Annotated in this window: 18 protein-coding genes; 11 read left to right on the top strand and 7 right to left on the bottom strand. The window is 62.0% G+C overall.

Annotated features, from left to right (window positions below):
* Positions 1 to 113: 113 nt before the first annotated feature.
* The 4 genes from NCS58_RS03765 to purN all read right to left on the bottom strand — a co-directional run bounded on the left by NCS58_RS03765 (position 114) and on the right by purN (position 4,879).
* Complete coding sequence (locus tag NCS58_RS03765; RefSeq protein ID WP_250537890.1) at positions 114 to 1,310, bottom strand: acyl-CoA desaturase; 1,197 nt, start codon at positions 1,308 to 1,310, stop codon at positions 114 to 116.
* A 243-nt stretch (positions 1,311 to 1,553) separates the two neighbouring features.
* A complete protein-coding gene (locus NCS58_RS03760; protein ID WP_250537888.1) occupies positions 1,554 to 2,918 on the bottom strand; it encodes a mechanosensitive ion channel family protein in 1,365 nt (454 codons plus the stop codon).
* A 3-nt stretch (positions 2,919 to 2,921) separates the two neighbouring features.
* Positions 2,922 to 4,220, bottom strand: coding sequence for an RsmB/NOP family class I SAM-dependent RNA methyltransferase (locus NCS58_RS03755; protein WP_250476381.1), 1,299 nt, complete (start codon positions 4,218 to 4,220; stop codon positions 2,922 to 2,924).
* Positions 4,217 to 4,879 (bottom strand): phosphoribosylglycinamide formyltransferase, encoded by a 663-nt coding sequence (gene purN, locus NCS58_RS03750; RefSeq protein WP_061118758.1) that lies wholly within the window; start codon positions 4,877 to 4,879, stop codon positions 4,217 to 4,219. The genes NCS58_RS03755 and purN overlap by 4 nt, the downstream gene beginning before the upstream one ends.
* 150 nt (positions 4,880 to 5,029) lie before the next feature.
* On the opposite strand from purN, the gene NCS58_RS03745 reads away from it, so the two are divergent.
* The 6 genes from NCS58_RS03745 to dut all read left to right on the top strand — a co-directional run bounded on the left by NCS58_RS03745 (position 5,030) and on the right by dut (position 12,181).
* A complete protein-coding gene (locus tag NCS58_RS03745; protein WP_250537886.1) occupies positions 5,030 to 6,025 on the top strand; it encodes a bifunctional riboflavin kinase/FAD synthetase in 996 nt (331 codons plus the stop codon).
* Between the two features lie 92 nt (positions 6,026 to 6,117).
* Positions 6,118 to 8,949: an isoleucine--tRNA ligase gene (gene ileS, locus NCS58_RS03740; RefSeq protein ID WP_061118900.1), complete on the top strand. Its 2,832-nt coding sequence runs from the start codon at positions 6,118 to 6,120 to the stop codon at positions 8,947 to 8,949.
* Positions 8,949 to 9,455 (top strand): signal peptidase II, encoded by a 507-nt coding sequence (gene lspA, locus NCS58_RS03735; protein ID WP_061118756.1) that lies wholly within the window; start codon positions 8,949 to 8,951, stop codon positions 9,453 to 9,455. The genes ileS and lspA overlap by 1 nt, the downstream gene beginning before the upstream one ends.
* Positions 9,455 to 10,717, top strand: coding sequence for a bifunctional phosphopantothenoylcysteine decarboxylase/phosphopantothenate--cysteine ligase CoaBC (gene coaBC / locus NCS58_RS03730; protein WP_250537884.1), 1,263 nt, complete (start codon positions 9,455 to 9,457; stop codon positions 10,715 to 10,717). The genes lspA and coaBC overlap by 1 nt, the downstream gene beginning before the upstream one ends.
* Before the next feature lie 4 nt (positions 10,718 to 10,721).
* Positions 10,722 to 11,723, top strand: coding sequence for an LLM class flavin-dependent oxidoreductase (locus tag NCS58_RS03725; protein ID WP_250537882.1), 1,002 nt, complete (start codon positions 10,722 to 10,724; stop codon positions 11,721 to 11,723).
* Between the two features lie 11 nt (positions 11,724 to 11,734).
* Positions 11,735 to 12,181, top strand: a complete 447-nt coding sequence (gene dut / locus NCS58_RS03720; RefSeq protein WP_061118753.1) for a dUTP diphosphatase — start codon at positions 11,735 to 11,737, stop codon at positions 12,179 to 12,181.
* Positions 12,182 to 12,249: 68 nt separating this feature from the next.
* Here dut and clpA read toward each other — a convergent pair whose 3' ends face one another.
* Entirely contained in the window at positions 12,250 to 14,553 is a 2,304-nt protein-coding gene (gene clpA, locus NCS58_RS03715; protein WP_061117638.1) for an ATP-dependent Clp protease ATP-binding subunit ClpA, read from the bottom strand.
* Entirely contained in the window at positions 14,550 to 14,864 is a 315-nt protein-coding gene (gene clpS, locus NCS58_RS03710; RefSeq protein WP_008351199.1) for an ATP-dependent Clp protease adapter ClpS, read from the bottom strand. The genes clpA and clpS overlap by 4 nt, the downstream gene beginning before the upstream one ends.
* Positions 14,865 to 15,385: 521 nt before the next feature.
* Here clpS and cspD point away from each other — a divergent pair.
* Positions 15,386 to 15,592: a cold shock domain-containing protein CspD gene (cspD, locus tag NCS58_RS03705; RefSeq protein WP_008351201.1), complete on the top strand. Its 207-nt coding sequence runs from the start codon at positions 15,386 to 15,388 to the stop codon at positions 15,590 to 15,592.
* A 160-nt stretch (positions 15,593 to 15,752) separates the two neighbouring features.
* Here cspD and icd read toward each other — a convergent pair whose 3' ends face one another.
* Positions 15,753 to 17,009, bottom strand: coding sequence for an NADP-dependent isocitrate dehydrogenase (gene icd / locus NCS58_RS03700; RefSeq protein WP_250476376.1), 1,257 nt, complete (start codon positions 17,007 to 17,009; stop codon positions 15,753 to 15,755).
* 203 nt (positions 17,010 to 17,212) lie between these two features.
* Between icd and NCS58_RS03695 the strand changes: the two genes are divergently transcribed.
* From NCS58_RS03695 to fusA, 4 genes are all read left to right on the top strand, one after another.
* Complete coding sequence (locus tag NCS58_RS03695; protein WP_250537881.1) at positions 17,213 to 17,788, top strand: pseudouridine synthase; 576 nt, start codon at positions 17,213 to 17,215, stop codon at positions 17,786 to 17,788.
* A gap of 381 nt (positions 17,789 to 18,169) precedes the next feature.
* Positions 18,170 to 18,376: a hypothetical protein gene (locus tag NCS58_RS03690; protein WP_061117641.1), complete on the top strand. Its 207-nt coding sequence runs from the start codon at positions 18,170 to 18,172 to the stop codon at positions 18,374 to 18,376.
* A 280-nt stretch (positions 18,377 to 18,656) separates the two neighbouring features.
* Complete coding sequence (locus NCS58_RS03685; RefSeq protein WP_250537983.1) at positions 18,657 to 19,094, top strand: DUF192 domain-containing protein; 438 nt, start codon at positions 18,657 to 18,659, stop codon at positions 19,092 to 19,094.
* Between the two features lie 236 nt (positions 19,095 to 19,330).
* Complete coding sequence (fusA, locus tag NCS58_RS03680; protein WP_061117642.1) at positions 19,331 to 21,436, top strand: elongation factor G; 2,106 nt, start codon at positions 19,331 to 19,333, stop codon at positions 21,434 to 21,436.
* The last annotated feature ends 25 nt before the right edge of the window (positions 21,437 to 21,461 follow it).

The raw sequence follows: 21,461 nt of genomic DNA, 5'->3' as shown, positions 1-21,461 counted from the left end.
TGTCCCCACTTGCAACTCAAGCAAAACGAAATGCGAAAATCGGCCGCCCAAAAACAAAGACCCCGCCAGAGCGGGGTCTTGTGACGTTCATAAATTTTAACGGATATCGCGCCTCAGGCGTAGCGGCGCAGACGCAAAGCGAAGTCCTGCAGCGCCTTGATGCCGCTCTCTTCCGCGCGATGGCACCAGTCCTGCAACTGCGTCACCAGTTGCTCGCGCGACGCATTGGAGCGATCCCACATGGCCGACAAGTCCTTGCGCAGTTCGATGAACGTGCGCAGTTTCTGGTTATCCGACGTCAGTTCCGGAAGTTGCTTGAGCTGCGGCTCGTCCAAGCCGTCCTCTTCCTTGTGGAACCACTTGCGCGCGCCGCGCATCAACTGATACTTCTCGCGCGCGCCGGCTTCCTTCAGCTTCGCCAGTTCTTGCGCGTAGGCGCGCTTGAGCGCCTTGCCGTAACGCGCCATCACTTCATAACGGTTCGACAGCACGGCCTGCAATGTGTCCTGATCAACGACTGCCTTGCTCGCCGCGAGCTTCGGGGTGGGCGCGACCTTCTTCACCTTCGCGAGGCCGACCATGGACATCAGGCGGATATACATCCAGCCGATGTCGAACTCGTACCACTTGCTCGACAGCTTCGCGGAGGTCGCGAACGTGTGGTGATTGTTATGCAGCTCTTCGCCGCCAATCAAAATGCCGAGCGGGAAGATGTTCGTCGACGCATCCGCCGAGTTGAAGTTGCGATAGCCCCAGAAGTGAGCGAGACCGTTGACGACGCCGGCCGCCCAGAACGGAATCCAGATCATCTGCACGGCCCACACCGACAGACCGACGATGCCGAACAGCGCGACGTCGATGACCATCATGATGCTGATGCCGAGAATCGGATAACGCGTGTAGACGTTGCGTTCGATCCAGTCGTTCGGCGTGCCGTGACTGAACTTGCGCATGGTTTCTTCATTCTTCGCTTCGGTGCGATAGAGCTCCGCGCCCTCGAGCAGCACCTTCCAGATGCCGCGCGTCTGCGGGCTGTGCGGATCTTCCTCGGTCTCGCATTTCGCGTGATGCTTGCGGTGGATCGCCGCCCACTGGCCGGTCAGCATGCCCGTGGTCATCCACAGCCAGAAGCGGAAGAAGTGGCTCGCAACGGGATGCAGATCCAGCGCGCGGTGCGCCTGGCAACGGTGCAGATAGATCGTGACGCCGGCGATCGTGACGTGCGTCATCGCAAGCGTGAACAGCAGAATCTGCCACCAGGAAAAGTCCAGCAATCCGTTGGCGAGAAATTCGAGAGAAGAATTCAGCAAGGCGGTTTACCTGTATAGCTGTGAAATTCGGGAAAAATGGCCAGTCAAAACTGACTTCGAGCAACTTGTTGTGCACGTGAAAGGAACGTGCGCAGGCTCGATCGCATTTTACTGCATGCGTTCCAAGTCTTTGTCCTAAAGGTGAAATTTTTTGAATCGTACCGAAACAAGGGAAAACTCACGCCCCGAATTGGTGTTGATTCATCGGGCAAATCGAGGGATCGCAACTCTGCCGATCGGCATTCAGGCGACAGGTGCAGCGCCTTGGTCGCCTCGTTCGGCATTTAATACCGATCTGCTGCTCACCGTACCGGCATCGCCGAGAATTCTTATGTCGCGCTGCGCGTAAGGGATTTCAATGCCATGCTCGCAGAATAACCGCCAAACAGCGCGATTGACCTGCGACTTGACGCCGCCCGTGCCCTTCGCGGCCTCCTCGATCCAGAAACTCAGTTCGAGATTAATCCCGTCCGCGCCAAAACTCGACAGCAGCGCAGCGGGCGCCGGGTCTTGCAGCACGCGCTCCACGCCCTGCGTCGCCTCGACGAGCAGTTGCATCGCGCGCTCGACATCGCACCGGTAGCTCACCTGCACCGCAATCTTCGCGTTGCCGCGTGTAAGGAACGACGAATGGTTCTGAACCACGTCGGTGATGAGCTTTTCGTTCGGAATCAATGTTTCGATGCCGTCCAGCCCACGCACGACTGTGTAGCGCGTGCGAATCTGCGTGACCGTGCCCTGATTTCCGCTCACATTGATCATGTCACCTAGCCGCAAGGAACGGTCCAGCAGAATGATGAAGCCCGACACATAATTGCTCGCGATTTTCTGCAAGCCGAAACCGAGCCCGACGCCGAGCGCCCCGCCGAACACGCCGAGCACCGTGATGTCGATTCCGACGATGGACAGGCTCACCAGAATCGCAGCGAGAATCATCAGCGCCCGGCCGACGCGCGCGAGCACCACTTTGAGATTCGCGTCGAGCGAGCGCGCGCGCATCAGGCGATCGTCGAGCAGCGCGCCCGCCCACATCGCGACGATCAGCGTCACGCACACCCACAGCACGCCGGAGGCGAGCGAGAGCAGCGTCATGTGCGCGTTCGCGAAATTGAAGCGCACGCTCGCCATCCAGTGCACGACATCGTCCTGTATGCCCATCACGGTGAGCACCATCGCTATCCAGACGATCACCGTCACGAGCTTCTCGAACAGATAGAGCAGCGCGTTCGCCTCGTGCTCCGTCTGGCCGCGGCTGGACACGCGCCGCGCGACATAGAACATCGTATAGATGACGGTGATGCCGCATAGCGGCACGAGCGAGAGACGCAGGAACGACGTATGGATGAACGGCGCCAGCACGACCTGGGCGATCGACACGAAAACCGTGCCAAGCAACGGGAACAGCGCCTTGTTGAGACTTTCCGCGCCGAAACGAACGGCTTCGAATCGCGACTGGCGGCGCGCATCCAGCTTCTTGCGAAGCAGACGCGCGCACCACCAGGCGACTACGAGCAGACCGAGCAGAACCGCCACCTGCCAGATCACTTCCGGCTCGCCGAAATCGCGGAAGAGCCGCGCGGAGAGTTCGCTCAGGAAGTGGTTCTGCATTGCTTAGGCAGTTTCTTCAGCCGCCTTCGGCGCCTTCGCGGCGTCGGGCACGCGCTCCAGCACGGCCGCGAAGAAGCCGTCCGTGCCATGCTTGTGCGGCCAGAGCGACAAATACTCGCCGGTATCCAGATCGATGCGCTGTTCCGCCAGCACGTCGCGCGCCGGCACGACGCGGAAGTTCGGATGCGCTTCGAGGAACTGCTTCACGACGCTTTCGTTTTCAGCTTCGAGCATCGAGCACGTCGCGTAGACGAGACGGCCGCCGGTCTTCACGAGGCGCGCCGCGCTCGTCAGGATCGAGAGCTGTTTGGGCATGAGCTCGGCGACGGTCGCGGGCGACTGGCGCCACTTCAGGTCGGGATTGCGACGCAAGGTGCCGAGGCCGGAGCACGGCGCATCGACGAGCACGCGATCGATCTTGCCCGCGAGACGCTTGATCTTCGCGTCATGCTCGCTGTCGATCAACACCGGATTGACGTTCGACAGACCGCTGCGCGCGAGACGCGGCTTAAGCTTGGCGAGCCGGCGATCGGACACGTCAAAGGCGTAGAGACGGCCGGTCGAACGCATCATCGCCCCGAGCGCGAGCGTCTTGCCGCCCGCGCCCGCGCAAAAGTCGACGATCATCTCGCCACGGCGCGGGGCCATCAGCGAGCAGAGCAACTGGCTGCCTTCGTCCTGCACCTCGATCCAGCCTTCCTGGAACGGTGCGAGACGCGTGAGCGCGGGCTTGCCGTCCACGCGGATGCCGAACGGCGCGAATGGCATTTCGCCCGCGTCGATGCCCGCCTCGGTCAGCGCCTTCAGCGCGATTTCGCGGCTCGCCTTGATCGGATTCACGCGCAGATCGAGCGGGGCGGGATAGTTCAGCGCGGCGGCAAGCTGCGCGAGTTCCTCGGGCGCGAAGCGCTTGGCCATCGCGTCGTAGATCCACTGCGGCAGGTTCGTGCGCACGCGCACCGGCAGGCTCGCCGGATCGATCTTCGAGACTTGCGCGAGCCATTGATACTCGTCCGCCGATACGAACGGCTTCAGCGCATTCAGGCCGGCGGTTTGCATCAGCCCGAGCAGCGCGAGGCGGCGCGCCTGGTTGCCGCTGCCGCTTTCCGCCAGGTGAGAAAACTCCATCTTCCGGCGCAGCACGGCGAAGACAGCTTCGGCGATCACGCCGCGCTCGCCGTGTCCGAGCTTCGGATGGGCGCGAAAGAAGCGGCTCGTCGCGGCATCGGCGGGGCCGGAAAAGCGCAGCACATCCGCGAGCAGCGTTTCGGTTTGACCAATCAGAAATCCATGCAGCCTCATACGCCCTCCCCGGCAATGTCGGCAAAGAGCCATTGCGGCTCAGACGGCGTGAGCACCACACGCCCATCCTGGCGCTCCCCTTCGATAGAAAGACGCCCTTCGATAAACCAGCGCACCGCGCGCGGATAGATGTCGTGCTCGACCTTCAGCACGCGCGCGGCGAGCGCCGCGGCATCGTCGCCGGCGACGACGGGCACCGCCGCCTGCGCGACGATCGGCCCGTGATCGAGCGTCGGCGTCACGAAATGCACGCTCGCGCCGTGCACGCGCACGCCGGCGTCGAGCGCCTGCTGATGCGTGCGCAAGCCCGGAAAACTCGGCAGGAGCGATGGATGGATGTTGAGCATGCGCCCCGCGTATTTCGCGACGAAGGCGTCGGTCAGCACGCGCATGAAGCCCGCCAGCACGACGAGATCGGGCTCGAAGCGATCGATCTCATGCGCAAGCGCGGCATCGAACGATTCGCGAGCGTCGAACCGACGATGATCCACCACCTTTGTTTCGATGCCGTTCGCGGCCGCAAAGCCTAATCCGGCGGCATCGGGCCGGTTGGAAATGACCGCGCAGATGCGGGCCGGCCAGCCTTCGCGCGCGCACGCACGCACGACGGCCTCCATGTTGCTCCCGCGTCCGGAGATCAGAATGACGATTTTTTTCATCCGCGGATTTTATCATTCGGACGGTGCGAGAATCGTGCCAAACTGGGTCGGTCAGGCGTCGAGCCGGGCCGCTCGCGCCCGTCGTCCCGTGCGAGCGTTTATAATCTAACGCTTTGCAGCATCAGCCCCTCCCATCGACCATCGCCTATCGTGAGAGTCTTTCGCGGCCTCCCCAATGCCGAAAGCCGGGCGCCCTGCGCACTGACCATCGGCAATTTCGACGGTGTCCATCGCGGTCACCAGGCGCTGCTCGCGCACGTGCGGGCGGCCGCCGATGCGCGCGGCCTGCCGGTGTGCGTGATGACCTTCGAGCCGCATCCGCGCGAGTTCTTCAATCCGGCGGGCGCGCCGCCGCGCATCGCGATGCTGCGCGACAAGCTCGAAGCATTGCGCACCAACGGCGTCGACCGCGTGGTGGTCGAGCATTTCAACAAGACGTTCGCCGGACAATCGCCTGATACGTTCGTGAAGAATGTCATCGTCGATGGCCTGCATGCGCGCTGGGTCATGGTCGGCGACGACTTCTGCTACGGCGCCAAACGCGCGGGCAATTTCGATTCACTCAAAGCCGCCGGCGACAAGTACGGCTTCGAAGTCGAGCAGATGGCCACGGTCGCGCATCCGAACGGCGCGCGCATTTCATCGTCGTCGGTGCGCACGTCGCTCGTCGCGGGCGATCTCGACGCCGCGCAGGTCGCCCTCGGGCGGCCGTACATCATCAGCGGGCACGTCGTGCACGGCGCGAAGCTCGGCCGCGATCTCGGCTTTCCGACGCTGAACCTGCCGATCGCGCACAAACGGCCGGCGCTCGCGGGCATTTTCGTGGTGCGCGTGCACGGCCTCGCCGATGAACCGCTGCCCGCGGTCGCGAGCCTCGGCCTGCGTCCGACCGTCGACGACTCCGGCCGCGTGCTGCTCGAAGTCTTCGTGCTCGACTGGCACGGCGACGCGTACGGCAAGCTCGTGCGGGTCGAATTCCTGAAGAAGCTGCGCGACGAAGAGAAATACGTCGACCTAGAGAAGCTGTCCGCCGCGATCGCGAAGGATGTCGACAACGCGCGCGCGTACTTCGGCCTTCCGCCCGCAAGCAACGCCGGCAGCCGTGCCACGGGCTTTGCCATTTCGGCGACCGACCGAATTAGGTGAGCGCGCGGCGCATCATGCGCCGCCCGCTGCCCCGCCTCCGAATCATCGCGCGCCAAGACAAGCGCCGTCTCACCGAATTCACCGAGTCATTCATGAGCGACAAGAAAGAGAAAGCCTCTTCGAAGTATCCCGTCAACCTGCTCGACACGCCCTTCCCGATGCGCGGCGACCTGCCCAAGCGCGAACCCGCGTGGGTCAAGGAATGGCAGGACAACAAGATCTACGAGAAGATCCGCGCCGCCTCCAAGGGCCGCAAGAAGTTCATCCTGCACGACGGCCCGCCGTACGCGAACGGCGACATCCACCTTGGGCACGCGGTCAACAAGATCCTGAAGGACATGATCGTCAAGGCGCGCAATCTCGCCGGCTTCGATGCGGTCTACGTGCCGGGCTGGGATTGCCATGGCATGCCGATCGAAATCCAGATCGAAAAGCAGTTCGGCAAGTCGCTGCCCGCCGCTGAAGTGATGCAAAAGGCGCGCGCCTATGCGGGCGAGCAGATCGAGAAGCAGAAGGCCGGCTTCCGGCGTCTCGGCGTTCTGGGCGACTGGGACAATCCGTACAAGACGATGAACTTCGCCAACGAGGCGGGCGAAATCCGCGCGCTCGGCAAGATCATGGAGAAAGGCTTCGTGTTCCGCGGCCTGAAGCCGGTGAACTGGTGCTTCGATTGCGGCTCCGCGCTCGCCGAGGCGGAAGTCGAATACAAGGACAAGACCGATCCGACCATCGACGTCATGTTCGCCTTCGCCGAGCCGGAGAAGACCGCGCAGGCGTTCGGCCTGAACGCGCTGCCGAAAGCGGAAGGCGGCATCGTCATCTGGACGACGACGCCCTGGACCATTCCCGCCAACCAGGCGTTGAACGTGCATCCGGAGATTGTCTACGCGCTCGTCGATACGTCGCGCGGCTTGCTGATCCTCGCGCAAGAACGCGTCGAAGCGTGCCTGGAGAACTACGGCCTGACGGGCGAAATCATCGCGACGGCGACCGGCGAACAGCTCGCCAACCTGCGCTTCCATCATCCGCTCGCGGCCGCGCACCCGGGTTACAAGCGCACCGCGCCCGTCTATCTCGGCGACTACGTGACGACCGAAAGCGGTACGGGCATCGTGCACTCGTCGCCGGCGTATGGCGTCGAAGACTTCGTGTCGTGCAAGGCGCACGGCATGGCGGATGCCGACATCATCAACCCGGTGATGGGCGATGGCCGCTATATCGAATCGCTGCCGCTTTTCGGCGGGCTGTCGATCTGGAAAGCGAATCCGCAGATCGTCGAAGCGCTCCAAGGCGCGGGCTCGCTGCTCAAGAGCGAGAAGTACACGCACAGCTACATGCACTGCTGGCGTCACAAGACGCCGATCATCTATCGCGCTACATCGCAATGGTTCGCGGGCATGGATGTCACGCCCAAGGACGGCGGCAAGACGCTGCGCGAGACCGCGCTCGAAGGCGTCGAGAACACCGCGTTCTACCCGTCGTGGGGTAAGCAGCGTCTGTACAGCATGATCGCGAACCGTCCGGACTGGACGCTCTCGCGCCAGCGCCAATGGGGCGTGCCGATGGCGTTCTTCGTGCACAAGGAGACAGGCGAGCTGCATCCGCGCACGCTGGAGCTACTCGAGGAAGTGGCGAAGCGCGTCGAGGAAGGCGGCATCGAGACGTGGCAATCGCTCGATCCGCGAGAACTGATCGGCGACGACGCCAACATGTACGAGAAGAACCGCGACACGCTCGACGTGTGGTTCGACTCCGGCACGACGCACTGGCACGTGCTGCGCGGTTCGCATAAGGATTCGCTGCAATTCCCGGCCGACCTCTATCTCGAAGGCTCGGATCAGCATCGCGGCTGGTTCCATTCGTCGCTGCTCACGGCTTCGATGCTCGACGGCCGTCCGCCCTACGACGCGCTGCTCACGCACGGCTTCACCGTCGATGGCGAAGGCCGCAAGATGTCGAAGTCGCTCGGCAACGGCATCGATCCGCATGAGGTGTCCAATCGCCTCGGCGCGGAAATCATCCGCTTGTGGATCGCGTCGACGGACTATTCCGGCGAACTCGCGATCTCCGAAGAGATCCTGAAGCGCGTAACGGAAACGTATCGCCGTATCCGCAACACGTTGCGCTTCCTGCTCGCAAACCTGTCGGACTTCGACTTCGCGAAAGACGCGGTGCCGGTGGAAAACTGGCTCGAAATCGATCGCTATGCGGTCGCACTCACGCACAACCTTCAGGACGACGCGCTCTCGCATTACGAGAAGTACGAGTTTCATCCAGTCGTCGCGAAGATCGCTACGTTCTGCTCGGAAGACCTCGGCGGCTTCTATCTCGACGTGTTGAAGGACCGTCTCTACACGACGAAGGCCGATTCGCGCGAGCGCCGCAGTGCGCAGACGGCGTTGTATTACGTCGCGCATGGCCTGCTGCGCCTGGTCGCGCCGTATCTTTCGTTCACGGCGGAAGAAGCGTACAAGGTGCTCAAGCCCGGTCAGGACACGATCTTCAATGAAGTCTTCGCGACGTATCCGGACATCGCGAACGGCGGCGAACTGCTCGACAAGTGGACGCTCATCCGCCATGCGCGCGGCGACGTGACGAAGGCGCTGGAAGAAGCGCGCACGGCGAACCAGATCGGCTCGTCGCTGCAAGCCGAAGTGACGGTCCGCGCGAGCGGCGCGCGTTACGACGCACTTGCAAGCCTCGGCGATGCGCTGCGCTTCGTGCTCATCACGTCATCGGCTCGACTGGAAAAGGTCGCGGGCGAAGCGGAAGAAGGCGTCGATGTCACGGCATCGAGCTACATGAAGTGCGAGCGGTGCTGGCACTACTGCGCGGACGTCGGCTCGCACGCGGACCATCCGGGTCTGTGCGGCCGCTGCTTCTCCAATCTCTTCGGCGCCGGTGAAACGCGAGGCGCAGCATAATGGCTCGAACGATGGCGAAACAAACTTCCAGCAGTGGATCGCTTGCGCCGTGGCTCGGCGTCGCGCTCATCGTGATCCTGTTCGACCAGTTGACGAAGATCGCCGTGCAGCGCGTGTTCGCCTACGGCGAACCTCACGCGCTCACGCCTTTCTTCAACCTGCTGCTCGTCTACAACCGCGGCGCGGCGTTCAGCTTCCTCGCGATGGCGGGCGGCTGGCAGCGCTGGGCGTTCACGGCGCTGGGCGTCGTCGCGGCAATCGTGATTTGCTATCTGCTCAAGAGGCATTCGGGGCAGCGGCTCTTCTGCACGGCGCTCGCGCTCATCATGGGCGGCGCGATCGGCAACGTGATCGACCGGATCGCGTACGGGCACGTCATCGACTTTCTGGATTTTCACGTGAAAGCGTGGCACTGGCCGGCGTTCAATCTCGCCGATAGCGCCATTACCATCGGCGCGGTGTTGCTGGTGTTCGACGAACTGCGGCGCGTGCGCGGTTCGCGTTGATGTTCACGTGCGGCTCCTTCCTCGGAGCCGTGTTCTTTTGCGATGGAGGCAAATTGGAACTCGCGGGCAAACATCTCGTTCTAGGTCTGACCGGCGGCATCGCCTGTTACAAGATCGCCGAACTTACGCGCTTGCTCATCAAGGCCGGCGCGACCGTGCAGATCGTGATGACGGAAGCGGCCACGCAGTTCATCACACCCGTCACGATGCAGGCGCTTTCGGGCCGTCCCGTCTACACGTCGCAGTGGGATGCGCGCATGCCGAACAACATGCCGCATATCGATCTCTCGCGCGAGGCGGATGCCATCGTCATCGCGCCCGCCTCCACCGACTTTCTCGCAAAACTCGCGCACGGCATGTGCGACGACCTGCTCTCGACGCTATGCATCGCGCGCGACTGTCCACTGCTCGTGGTTCCGGCGATGAACCGGCAAATGTGGCAGAACCCGGCGACCCAACGCAACGTCGCGCAGCTTCGCGCTGACGGCGTCGAAGTTCTCGGACCGGATTCGGGTTCGCAGGCGTGCGGCGAAGTCGGCGACGGCCGCATGATCGAGCCGGAAGCCGCGTTCGAAGCGATCTGCGCGTTCTTCCAGCCGAAAATTCTGCGCGGCCAGCGCGTGCTCATCACGGCGGGCCCGACTTTCGAGCCGCTCGATCCGGTGCGCGGCATCACCAATCGTTCGTCGGGCAAGATGGGCTTCGCGCTCGCGCGCGCGGCAGCGCAGGCAGGCGCGGACGTGCATCTCGTCGCCGGTCCGGTGTCGTTGCCGACGCCGTGGGGCGTGTATCGCGAGGACGTCCAGACCGCGCAACAGATGCACGACGCCGTCATGGCCGCGACGCCTGACGCGGACATCTTCATCGCGGTGGCGGCAGTCGCGGACTGGCGCGTGGATCATGTCAGCGAGCAAAAGATCAAGAAAACTGCGGACGCGATGCCCTCGTTCAACTTCGTCGAGAATCCGGACATTCTCGCGACGGTGGCAAAGCAGCCGAATCCGCCCTACTGCGTCGGCTTCGCGGCCGAAAGCGGCGATCTCGAGGTCCACGGCGCCCAGAAGCGCGAGCGCAAGGGCGTGCCGCTGCTCATTGGAAATATCGGACAGCTGACGTTCGGTCAGGACGACAACGAAGTCGTTCTTTTCGAAGAGCGCGGCACGACGCCGCTGCCGCGCGCCGGCAAGCAGGCACTCGCGCGCACGCTGATCGCGGAAATCGCGAAGCGCGCGCCGAAAACCGGCGGCCAGCTGCTGTCCTGACACGATGACAAAGCTCTCCGTTCTCGATCAGACGCCGGTCATCCACGGCCACAGCGCCGCCGACGCCATCGCGGCGACGCTCGATCTCGCGCAGCTCGCCGACGATCTCGGCTACACGCGCTACTGGTGCGCGGAGCATCACGGCCTGCACGGCGTGTCGAATCCGTGTCCCGAAGTGATGCTCGCGCGCATCGGTAGTCTCACGAAGCGCATCCGCATTGGTTCGGGCGGCGTGATGCTGCCGTATTACTCGTCGTTCAAGATCGCCGAGCAATTCCTGATGCTCGAAGCGCTGTTCCCGAATCGCGTGGATCTCGGCGTCGGTCGCGCACCCGGCGGCGACATGCGAACGGCGCAGGCGGTCGCGGCGGGTTCGTACAATCGCGGCGATATTTTTCCGCAGCAAGTCGCCGAACTGATCGCGCTCTTCAGCGGCAAGATTCCCGACGATTCGCTCGCCAAAGGCGTCCTGCTGCAACCGCAGATCGACACGCGTCCCGAACTGTGGATGCTCGGCTCGAGCGATTTCGGCGGCTTGCTTGCCGCGCAGCTCGGCGTTCGGTTCGCGTTCGCGCATTTCATCAACGCGCAATATGGCGATCGCGTGGCGCAGGCGTATCGCGAGCGCTTCACGCCGGGTCACGAGGAGAAGCCTTATCTCGCCGCCGCCGTGTTCGTGATTTGCGCCGATACGGATCGCGAAGCCGAAGCGCTCGAGCGCGCGGTCGACCTGCGCCGGGTGCAGATGGCGTACGGGCTCAATCAGCCGATTCCATCGATCGCACAAGGCATCTCGCAGGTCTACGGAGAGCGCGAGCTCGCGGTGATCGCGCATGAGAAAGCGCGCAGCATCATCGGCACGCCGGAACGTGTGACGGAAAAACTGCGCGCGCTGCAGGAACAATTCAACGCCGACGAATTGATCGTTCTGACGGTCTCCGGCAGCTACGCCGCACGCACGCGGTCCTATCAACTTTTGGCCGACGCCTTCGAGCTCGGCCGCTGAAGCCTCGATCCATGAAACTCGACGTCAAGATTCTCGACGCGCGCATGCGCGACTTCATGCCCGCCTACGCCACGCCCGGCAGCGCGGGTCTCGATCTGCGCGCGTGTCTCGATGCGCCGCTCGTCATCGAGCCGCACCAGACCGTGCTCGTGCCGACCGGCCTCGCCATTCATCTCGCCGATCCCGGCTACGCCGCGATGATCCTGCCGCGCTCGGGCCTCGGCCACAAGCATGGCATCGTGCTCGGCAATCTCGTCGGGCTCATCGATTCCGATTATCAAGGCCAACTGATGGTCTCGACATGGAATCGCGGCGACACCGCGTTCACGCTCAACCCGATGGAGCGTCTTGCGCAGATGGTGATCGTGCCCGTCGTGCAGGCGGCGTTCAATATCGTCGAGGACTTCGAGGAGAGCGAGCGCGGCGCGGGCGGTTTCGGGAGCACGGGCAAGCATTGAGCTTTCCCAGCTCAAAAAAAACGGCGCGGTCGAACCCGCGCCGTTTTTACTTCCAAAGACCCCTTCGATCAATCCACTTCGATTGCTTCCGGATTCGGATTGCGCGGCGGCGCCGAGTTTTCGTCGAACGTGAGCTGTACCTTGTCGTCCGCATCGACATCCACCGTCACGCGGCCACCGTTGAGCAGCTTGCCGAACAGCAGTTCGTCGGCCAGTGCACGACGGATCGTGTCCTGAATCAGACGCTGCATCGGGCGAGCGCCCATCAGCGGATCGAAACCGTGCTTCGCGAGATGCTTGCGCAATGCATCGGTAAAGACCGCATCGACCTTCTTCTCGTGCAATTGATCTTCCAGTTGCATGAGGAACTTGTCGACCACACGCAGGATGATTTCCTCGTCCAGCGAGCGGAAGCTGATGATCGCGTCCAGACGGTTACGGAACTCCGGCGTGAACATGCGCTTGATGTCGGCCATTTCGTCGCCCGATTCGCGGCGCGACGTGAAACCGATCACCGACTTGCCCATCGTCTCGGCACCCGCGTTCGTCGTCATGATGATGATGACGTTGCGGAAGTCCGCCTTGCGGCCGTTGTTATCCGTCAGCGTGCCGTGATCCATCACCTGCAGCAGCACGTTGTAGATATCCGGATGCGCCTTCTCGATTTCGTCGAGCAGCAGCACGCAGTGCGGCTTCTTCGTGACGGCTTCGGTCAGAAGACCACCCTGATCGAACCCGACATAGCCCGGCGGCGCACCGATCAGACGGCTGACCGCATGGCGCTCCATATATTCCGACATGTCGAAGCGCAGCAGCTCGATGCCGAGCGTGAACGCCAGCTGCTTCGCGACCTCGGTCTTGCCGACGCCCGTCGGCCCGGAGAAAAGGAACGCGCCGATCGGCTTGTCCGTTTTGCCGAGTCCCGCGCGCGCCATCTTGATCGATGCCGACAGCGCATCGATGGCCGGATCCTGGCCGAACACGACGGCCTTCAGATCGCGATCGAGCGTCTGGAGCTTGCTGCGATCGTCCTGCGAAACGCTCTGCGCCGGCACGCGCGCGATCTTCGAGATGATCTCTTCGATCTCGCTCTTGCCGATGGTCTTCTTCTGCTTCGACTTCGGCAGGATGCGTTGCGCCGCGCCCGCTTCGTCGATCACGTCGATGGCCTTGTCCGGCAGATGACGATCCGTGATGAAGCGCGCCGACAGCTCCGCCGCCGCGGACAAAGCACCCGACGAATACTTCACGCCGTGATGCTCTTCGAAACGCGTCTTGAGGCCGCGCAGAATTGCCACGGTCTGCTCGACGGTCGGCTCGGTGACATCCACCTTCTGGAAACGACGCGACAACGCCGCGTCCTTCTCGAAGATGCCGCGATATTCCGTAAACGTAGTTGCACCGATGCACTTCAACTGACCCGACGACAACGCCGGCTTCAGCAGGTTCGACGCATCGAGCGTGCCGCCCGAAGCCGCGCCCGCGCCGATCAGCGTATGAATTTCGTCGATGAACAGAATGGCGTGCGGACGCTCCTTCAGTTCCTTGAGCACCGTCTTCAGACGTTGCTCGAAATCGCCGCGATACTTCGTGCCCGCGAGCAGCGCACCCATGTCGAGTGAATACACCTGCGCGTCAGCGAGGATGTCCGGCACTTCGCCGCGCGTGATGCGCCAGGCGAGCCCTTCTGCGATCGCAGTTTTGCCCACGCCGGCTTCACCCACGAGCAGCGGATTGTTCTTGCGACGGCGGCACAACACCTGCACCACGCGCTCGACTTCCAGTTCGCGGCCGATCAGCGGATCGATCTTGCCATCCTTCGCGAGCTGATTGAGGTTTTGCGTGAACTGCGCAAGCGGCGTTTCCTTTTGCGCAGCGGCGTCTTCCGACTCCGGATTGGCTTCGCTGTTCGTCTTCGCGGCGTCGCCGCTGTTCGTCTTCGCGATGCCGTGCGAAATGAAATTCACGACATCGAGACGCGTGACGCCCTGCTGCTGCAGGTAGTACACCGCGTGCGAGTCCTTCTCGCCGAAGATCGCCACCAGCACGTTCGCGCCGGTCACTTCCTTCTTGCCGTTCGAGGTCGATTGCACGTGCATGATCGCGCGCTGGATCACGCGCTGGAAACCAAGCGTCGGCTGAGTATCGACGTCGTCCGTCCCCGGCACGGTCGGCGTGTTGTCATGAATGAAATTGCGCAGGTTCTGACGCAAATCTTCAATGTTGGCTGCGCAGGCGCGCAACACTTCAGCCGCGGTCGGATTGTCCAACAGGGCGAGCAGCAGATGCTCGACCGTTATGAACTCGTGCCGCGCCTGACGTGCTTCCATAAACGCCATGTGCAGACTGACTTCCAGTTCCTGGGCAATCATGCTTCCTCCATCACGCACTGCAGCGGGTGTCCCGCTTGCCGTGCATGGCTAACGACTTGCTCAACTTTGGTCGACGCGATATCCCGCGTGTAGACCCCACAAACTCCCCTGCCTTCGCGATGAACCTTCAGCATGATCTGCGTCGCAGTCTCACGATCTTTATTGAAGTATTCCTGCACGATCATCACGACGAATTCCATCGGCGTGAAGTCGTCATTCAGCAGCACCACCTTGTACATGGCCGGCTTCTTGAGCTTCTGCTCCTGCCGCTCCAGTACCGTGCCATCCTGCTTGTTGGGATTGATCGCCATACACCCATTCTAAACAACACGGACGTCCTTGCAATTGCCGCTCCAGCACCGACCGCCCGGTCGGAATGCAACGCTGAAAACTGCATTCGCACAGCTATCGTCCATTCAATCCTGCCGCTGCCCAACGCTTCGGCGCGGCCCGCTTGCCCCTCGTCGAAACGAGTATCGCACAGCTTCAAAAAAAACAAACCGAGCAGGCGCCGCGGGCCGCCGGGTAACACACACGTGAGTCGATTATGCGACTTTTCAAGATGGCGTGCTTGGACGGCAGCACACACGCAAAGCAGGAATTACCCTACGAATGTGCTCTTTGCAACGAGCTTAACGGCCATCCCAAAAATTCCTTGACACCCGATTTAAGAGATTTAACAATCAAACTGGCACTTTTTTCCGGGGGCCAACCACGGACGAAAAAAGAGGCCGAGGTGAGCTTGTGAGGAGGGGGCGGTTCACAATGTGGGGTGGCCGTCGAGCTTTTCGAGCGTGCTCTGGGTGCGACAAGAGTTAGAGGGGAAGTACGAATGTCTACTGGTACGGTCAAGTGGTTCAACGACGCGAAAGGCTACGGATTCATCACGCCCGATGAAGGCGGCGAGGATCTGTTTGCACATTTCTCGGCGATTCAAATGAACGGTTTCAAGACGCTCAAAGAAGGCCAGAAGGTCAGCTTCGAGATCGTCCAGGGACCGAAGGGCAAGCAGGCTTCGAACATCCAGGACGCTGCCTGACCGTTCGATCGAACTTTGCCTCGTGAAACCCGGCCTCCGAGCCGGGTTTTTTTTCGTTCGGCGCTTCTCAAATATATGAAGCGCTGGCGCCACAGTCAAAAACCGCGCAAGGCGCAAGCCTTCCGGGGTTTTACTTAACACATCGAACTGAGGTGAGTCCTCACATATTCTCGATCATCACCTGTCCGAAGCCTGAACACGATACCTGCGTCGCACCTTCCATCAGGCGCGCGAAGTCGTACGTGACGCGCTTCGAAAGAATCGATTGCTCCATCGACGAAATGATGCGGTCCGCGGCCTCGAACCAGCCGAGGTGGCGCAGCATCATTTCAGCCGAGAGAATTTCCGAACCTGGATTCACATAGTCCTTGCCCGCGTACTTCGGCGCCGTGCCGTGCGTCGCTTCGAACATTGCGACGGAATCGGACATGTTCGCGCCCGGCGCGATGCCGATGCCGCCCACCTGCGCCGCGAGCGCGTCCGAGACGTAATCGCCGTTCAGGTTGAGCGTCGCGATCACGTCGTATTCGGCCGGACGCAGCAGGATTTGCTGCAGGAACGCATCGGCGATCACGTCCTTCACGACGATGTCATTGCCCGATTTCGGATTCTTCACCTTCATCCACGGACCGCCGTCGATCAGTTCCGCGTTGAACTCCTTCTGCGCGAGCGCATAACCGTAGTCGCGGAACGCGCCTTCGGTGAACTTCATGATATTGCCCTTGTGCACCAGCGTCACCGAGCGACGGTCGTTGTCGATCGCGTATTGAATCGCCTTGCGCACGAGCCGCTCCGTGCCCTCGCGCGACACCGGCTTGATGCCGAGCCCCGACGAATCCGGGAAACGGATCTTCGTCACGCCCATTTCCTCGCGCAGGAACTTGATGACCTTCTTCGCCTCGGCCGAATCCGCCGGCCATTCGATACCCGCGTAGATGTCCTCGGAATTCTCGCGGAAGATCACCATGTCGATCTTCTCCGGCTCGCGCACCGGCGAGGGCACGCCCTTGAAATAGCGCACCGGCCGCAGACACACATACAGATCGAGCTGTTGACGAAGCGCAACGTTCAGTGAACGGATGCCGCCGCCGACGGGCGTCGTGAGCGGCCCTTTGATCGACACGATGTAGTCCTTCACCACATCGAGGGTCTCGTCGGGCAGCCACACATCGGGGCCGTAGACGCGCGTCGCCTTTTCGCCCGCGAAGATTTCCATCCATTGAATCTTGCGCTTGCCGCCGTAGGCCTTTTCCACCGCCGCATCGACGACCTTGATCATCACCGGCGTGATGTCGACGCCCGTGCCGTCGCCCTCGATGTACGGGATGATCGGCTGATCGGGGACGTTGAGCGAGAAATCCGCGTTGACGGTGATCTTGTCACCGTCCGCCGGAACCTTGATGTGCTGATACGGCATGGTCGACTCCAAATAAGGCCGGACTTGAGTGGAAGCAAACAAACTGGAAAGAGAACGATGCGATGCAGCATGCGGGGGCGACGCACAGCCCCCAATGTTCGTCATTACATCATTCTAACCATGCTGGCCCGCCCCGGCGCGCCCGACGGGGCCTGGCGCATGCATTAAGATGCCGCATCCGATCACCCCGCGCGCCGCCTTGCATGTCACTCATCGCCCTGAACAAGCCCTTCGGCACCATCTGCCAGTTTTCCGCGCACGAAACGCGCGCATCGCTCGGCGACTGGGTCAAGACGCCGGGCGTGTATCCCGCGGGCAGACTCGACGCGGACAGCGAAGGGCTGCTCCTGCTCACCGATGACGGCGCACTGCAAGCCCGCATCGCAGAACCGCGTCACAAGCTCGTGAAGCGCTATTGGGCGCAGGTCGAAGGCGCACCCGACGCAGCCGCGCTCGCGCGTCTCGCGAAAGGCGTCGATCTCGGCGACTATGTGACGCGTCCCTGCCGCACCGCATTCGTCGATGCACACGACATCGACGCACTCTGGCCGCGCACGCCGCCGATCCGCTTTCGCGCCGCCATCCCGACGACGTGGATCGAGCTGGCCATCACCGAAGGCAAGAACCGGCAGGTCAGACGCATGACGGCGGCGGCCGGTTATCCGACCTTGCGGCTCGTGCGCGTGGCGATCGGCGCGCTCGATGTCTTCGCGCTGGGCATCGCCCCCGGCGAGACCGCGGACGTTGCGCCAGACGCGCCGTGGCAACGCGTTCGTTGAATCGCATTCAACTATCTCGCAAATAAGCGCCTTTGCATCGTTCAGTGCGATGCGCTTAAACGCAGTGTCATGAAGATCGAGTAGCGCAAATCTCGAAACGAATATTTTTTGTTCTGCTGCGCATTTCTCCGTAAATCGCGTCAACCGACTCCGCGCGCGACGCGTTAAGGGCGTCAGATGCCGCAGAAAGCTATCCGGCATGAGCGAAAACTGATTACAACAACCTGTGTGCTCCAGGGAGTTTGAAAGGTTCAAGCGTTCACAGTCGTATCGAGATTAATTTATCGACTCGACTGTCAACCGAAAGGTAGGTGGCTCGTTTACCGACATGACTCAATGACCGGGTCGTTTGGTTAATTAACTCAAGCTGAGGATTCACAGATGAACAAACTGATCGCTGCTCTCGTCGCTGGCCTGTTCGCAACCGCTGCATTCGCACAAGAAGCTTCGGCACCGGCCGCTGCTGCTCCGGCAGCTGCTGCTTCGTCGGCTCACAAGTCGTCGCACAAGAAGTCGCACAAGTCGTCGCACAAGTCGCACAAGAAGGCAGCCGCTTCGGCGCCGGAAGCCGCTTCGGCAGCTCAGTAAGTTCGTTGTAAAACGGCGGTATAGCGAAGTCAAAAACGAGCATTACCGTCGTCTTTACGGCGTTGAAGGGCAGATGGCCGCAAGGCGTCTGCCCTTTTGTTTTGTGCCTGCGCATCGAGTAACATGCGCGGGGCCGCCGGCTTTCCGGCACAACGTTTGTCTTGAAAGGAGCATCGTCGTGAATCTGTTGTTGCGTGCCTTGGTGTCACCATTCAGTTCGACGGCTTCGGCCCGGCGCGCGCGCATCGCCGCCACGATTCGAGCATGCGTGATCGCATTGATGCTGCCATTCGCAGCCGTCCCGCTCGCGCAGGCACAGACAATGCCCCCCGGCGCCAAGCAGCCGTCCGACTTTGCGCGCGCGAAGCTCACCGCGGGCATGTACGTGATCGATGCCGCCGTCGCCGCGAACGATGCCGATCGCGAGCAAGGCCTCATGTATCGCACGAAGCTCGCACCGAACGAAGGGATGCTCTTCGTTTTCAATGAAAACGCCGTGCATTGCTTCTGGATGAAGAACACGCTGATTCCGCTGTCGATCGCGTTCATTCGCGCGGACGGCACGATCACCGACATCGACGAAATGCAGGCCGAGACCGAGAACAATCACTGCCCGCGCAATAACGGCGTGTATGCGCTCGAAATGCCCAAAGGCTGGTTCGCCGCGAAGGGCATCAAGCCCGGCATGCAGCTCAAGGGCCTGCCGCGCGCGCAGTAAGCCCGCAATAAGTCCGCAACAAGCCCTTTCCGCCCGACCAGGGAACCGGCGTCGTCGCACGACACGCCGGTTTTTTTGCGTCCGGAAAGTCCCCTCCGCCGAGCTGGCAGGATTCCTGCAAAGAGCTTGCCGACGCGCTATCCTAAAAAGATTCAGCGCGACGCATCTCACCACTTCAGGTCGCGCCGAAGGTCGCCGCACGGCGACCAGGGTCGACACATCCACAGGAGGTTCACGTGCCCCGCAAGACTCCCATCGAGCGCTATCGGAACATAGGCATTAGCGCTCACATCGATGCCGGCAAGACGACGACTACCGAGCGCATCCTTTTCTACACCGGCGTGACGCACAAGATCGGCGAGGTTCACGACGGCGCGGCCACGATGGACTGGATGGAGCAGGAGCAGGAACGCGGCATCACGATTACCTCCGCAGCGACGACGGCCTTCTGGAAAGGCATGGCCGGCAATTACCCGGAACACCGGATCAACATTATCGACACACCGGGACACGTCGATTTCACGATCGAGGTCGAGCGTTCGATGCGCGTGCTCGACGGCGCGTGCATGGTCTACGACTCGGTCGGCGGCGTGCAGCCGCAGTCGGAAACCGTGTGGCGTCAGGCGAACAAGTACAAGGTCCCGCGCATCGCGTTCGTGAACAAGATGGACCGCGTCGGCGCGGACTTCTTCCGCGTGCAGCGGCAGATCGGCGAGCGCCTCAAAGGGGTCGCGGTGCCGATCCAGATTCCGATCGGCGCGGAAGAGCATTTTCAGGGTGTCGTCGATCTGGTGAAGATGAAGGCGATCGTCTGGGACGACGATAGCCAGGGCATCAAGTTCACCTACGAGGAGATTCCCGACAACCTCAAGGAACTCGCGCACGAATGGCGCGGAAAGATGGTCGAGGCGGCCGCCGAGTCGAGCGAGGAGCTGCTCGAAAAGTATCTCGACGACCACGAGAGCCTGACCGAGGAAGAAATCAAGGCGGCGCTACGCAAGCGCACCATCGCGAACGAAATCGTGCCGATGCTGTGCGGCAGCGCGTTCAAGAACAAGGGCGTGCAGGCGATGCTCGACGCGGTGATCGACTACCTGCCCTCGCCCGTCGATGTCCCCGCGATTCTCGGCCACACGGAAGACGACAAGGAAGCGGAACGCCATCCGAGCGATGACGAGCCGTTCTCCGCGCTTGCGTTCAAGATCATGACGGACCCGTTCGTCGGCCAGTTGATCTTCTTCCGCACCTACTCGGGCGTCGTGAATTCGGGCGACACCGTCTACAACCCGGTGAAGGAAAAGAAGGAGCGCCTCGGCCGCATCCTGCAGATGCACGCGAACGAGCGCAAGGAAATCAAGGAAGTGCGCGCGGGCGACATCGCGGCGGCGGTCGGTCTCAAGGAAGCGACGACCGGCGATACGCTGTGCGATCCGAATCACATCATCATCCTGGAACGCATGATCTTCCCCGAACCGGTGATCTCGCAGGCCGTCGAGCCGAAGACCAAGGTCGATCAGGAGAAGATGGGCATCGCGCTGAATCGTCTCGCACAGGAAGATCCGTCGTTCCGCGTGACGAGCGACGAGGAATCCGGCCAGACGATCATCTCCGGCATGGGCGAGCTGCACCTCGAAATTCTCGTCGACCGGATGAAGCGCGAATTCGGCGTCGAGGCGACCGTCGGCAAGCCGCAGGTCGCGTATCGCGAGACGGTGCGCAACAAGGTCGAGGACGTCGAGGGCAAGTTCGTCAAGCAGTCGGGCGGGCGCGGCCAGTACGGTCACGCGGTGATCGCGCTGGAGCCGGACCCGGGCAAGGGCTACGAGTTCGTCGACCAGATCAAGGGCGGCGTGATTCCGCGCGAGTTCATTCCGGCAGTGGACAAGGGCATTCAGGAGACGCTCAAGGCGGGCGTGCTCGCGGGCTATCCGGTGGTCGACGTGAAGGTGCGGCTGACCTTCGGTTCGTACCACGACGTCGATTCGAACGAAAACGCGTTCCGCATGGCCGGCTCGATGGCCTTCAAGGAAGCAATGCGCCGCGCCAAGCCCGTGCTGCTCGAACCGATGATGGCCGTCGAAGTGGAAACGCCCGAAGAGTTCATGGGCAACGTGATGGGCGATCTCTCCGGCCGGCGCGGGATGGTGCAGGGCATGGAAGACATCGCGGGCGGCGGCGGCAAGCTGGTGCGCGCGGAAGTGCCGCTTGCCGAGATGTTCGGCTACTCGACGTCGCTGCGTTCGCTGACGCAAGGCCGCGCGACCTATACGATGGAGTTCAAGCACTACGCGGAGACGCCGTCGAACGTGTCGGAGGCCATCATCAACGCGAAAGCGAAATAATCGCGATCGAACCGTGTAGTATCGG

The organism is Caballeronia sp. INML3B (assembly GCF_023631305.1).
GTDB classification, from domain to species: domain Bacteria; phylum Pseudomonadota; class Gammaproteobacteria; order Burkholderiales; family Burkholderiaceae; genus Caballeronia; species Caballeronia turbans.
This window is presented reverse-complemented; position numbering and strand designations above follow the sequence as displayed.

Coding starts and splice junctions, on each gene's coding strand:
- dut (WP_061118753.1), top strand. CDS start 11,735: ATGAAACTCGACGTCAAGATTCTCGACGCGCGCATGCGCGACTTCATG.
- NCS58_RS03725 (WP_250537882.1), top strand. CDS start 10,722: ATGACAAAGCTCTCCGTTCTCGATCAGACGCCGGTCATCCACGGCCAC.
- NCS58_RS03760 (WP_250537888.1), bottom strand. CDS start 2,918: ATGCAGAACCACTTCCTGAGCGAACTCTCCGCGCGGCTCTTCCGCGAT.
- clpS (WP_008351199.1), bottom strand. CDS start 14,864: ATGGCGATCAATCCCAACAAGCAGGATGGCACGGTACTGGAGCGGCAG.
- NCS58_RS03685 (WP_250537983.1), top strand. CDS start 18,657: ATGCTGCCATTCGCAGCCGTCCCGCTCGCGCAGGCACAGACAATGCCC.
- cspD (WP_008351201.1), top strand. CDS start 15,386: ATGTCTACTGGTACGGTCAAGTGGTTCAACGACGCGAAAGGCTACGGA.
- coaBC (WP_250537884.1), top strand. CDS start 9,455: ATGTTCACGTGCGGCTCCTTCCTCGGAGCCGTGTTCTTTTGCGATGGA.
- icd (WP_250476376.1), bottom strand. CDS start 17,009: ATGCCGTATCAGCACATCAAGGTTCCGGCGGACGGTGACAAGATCACC.
- purN (WP_061118758.1), bottom strand. CDS start 4,879: ATGAAAAAAATCGTCATTCTGATCTCCGGACGCGGGAGCAACATGGAG.
- NCS58_RS03755 (WP_250476381.1), bottom strand. CDS start 4,220: ATGAGGCTGCATGGATTTCTGATTGGTCAAACCGAAACGCTGCTCGCG.
- NCS58_RS03690 (WP_061117641.1), top strand. CDS start 18,170: ATGAACAAACTGATCGCTGCTCTCGTCGCTGGCCTGTTCGCAACCGCT.
- lspA (WP_061118756.1), top strand. CDS start 8,949: ATGGCTCGAACGATGGCGAAACAAACTTCCAGCAGTGGATCGCTTGCG.
- clpA (WP_061117638.1), bottom strand. CDS start 14,553: ATGATTGCCCAGGAACTGGAAGTCAGTCTGCACATGGCGTTTATGGAA.
- NCS58_RS03695 (WP_250537881.1), top strand. CDS start 17,213: ATGTCACTCATCGCCCTGAACAAGCCCTTCGGCACCATCTGCCAGTTT.
- ileS (WP_061118900.1), top strand. CDS start 6,118: ATGAGCGACAAGAAAGAGAAAGCCTCTTCGAAGTATCCCGTCAACCTG.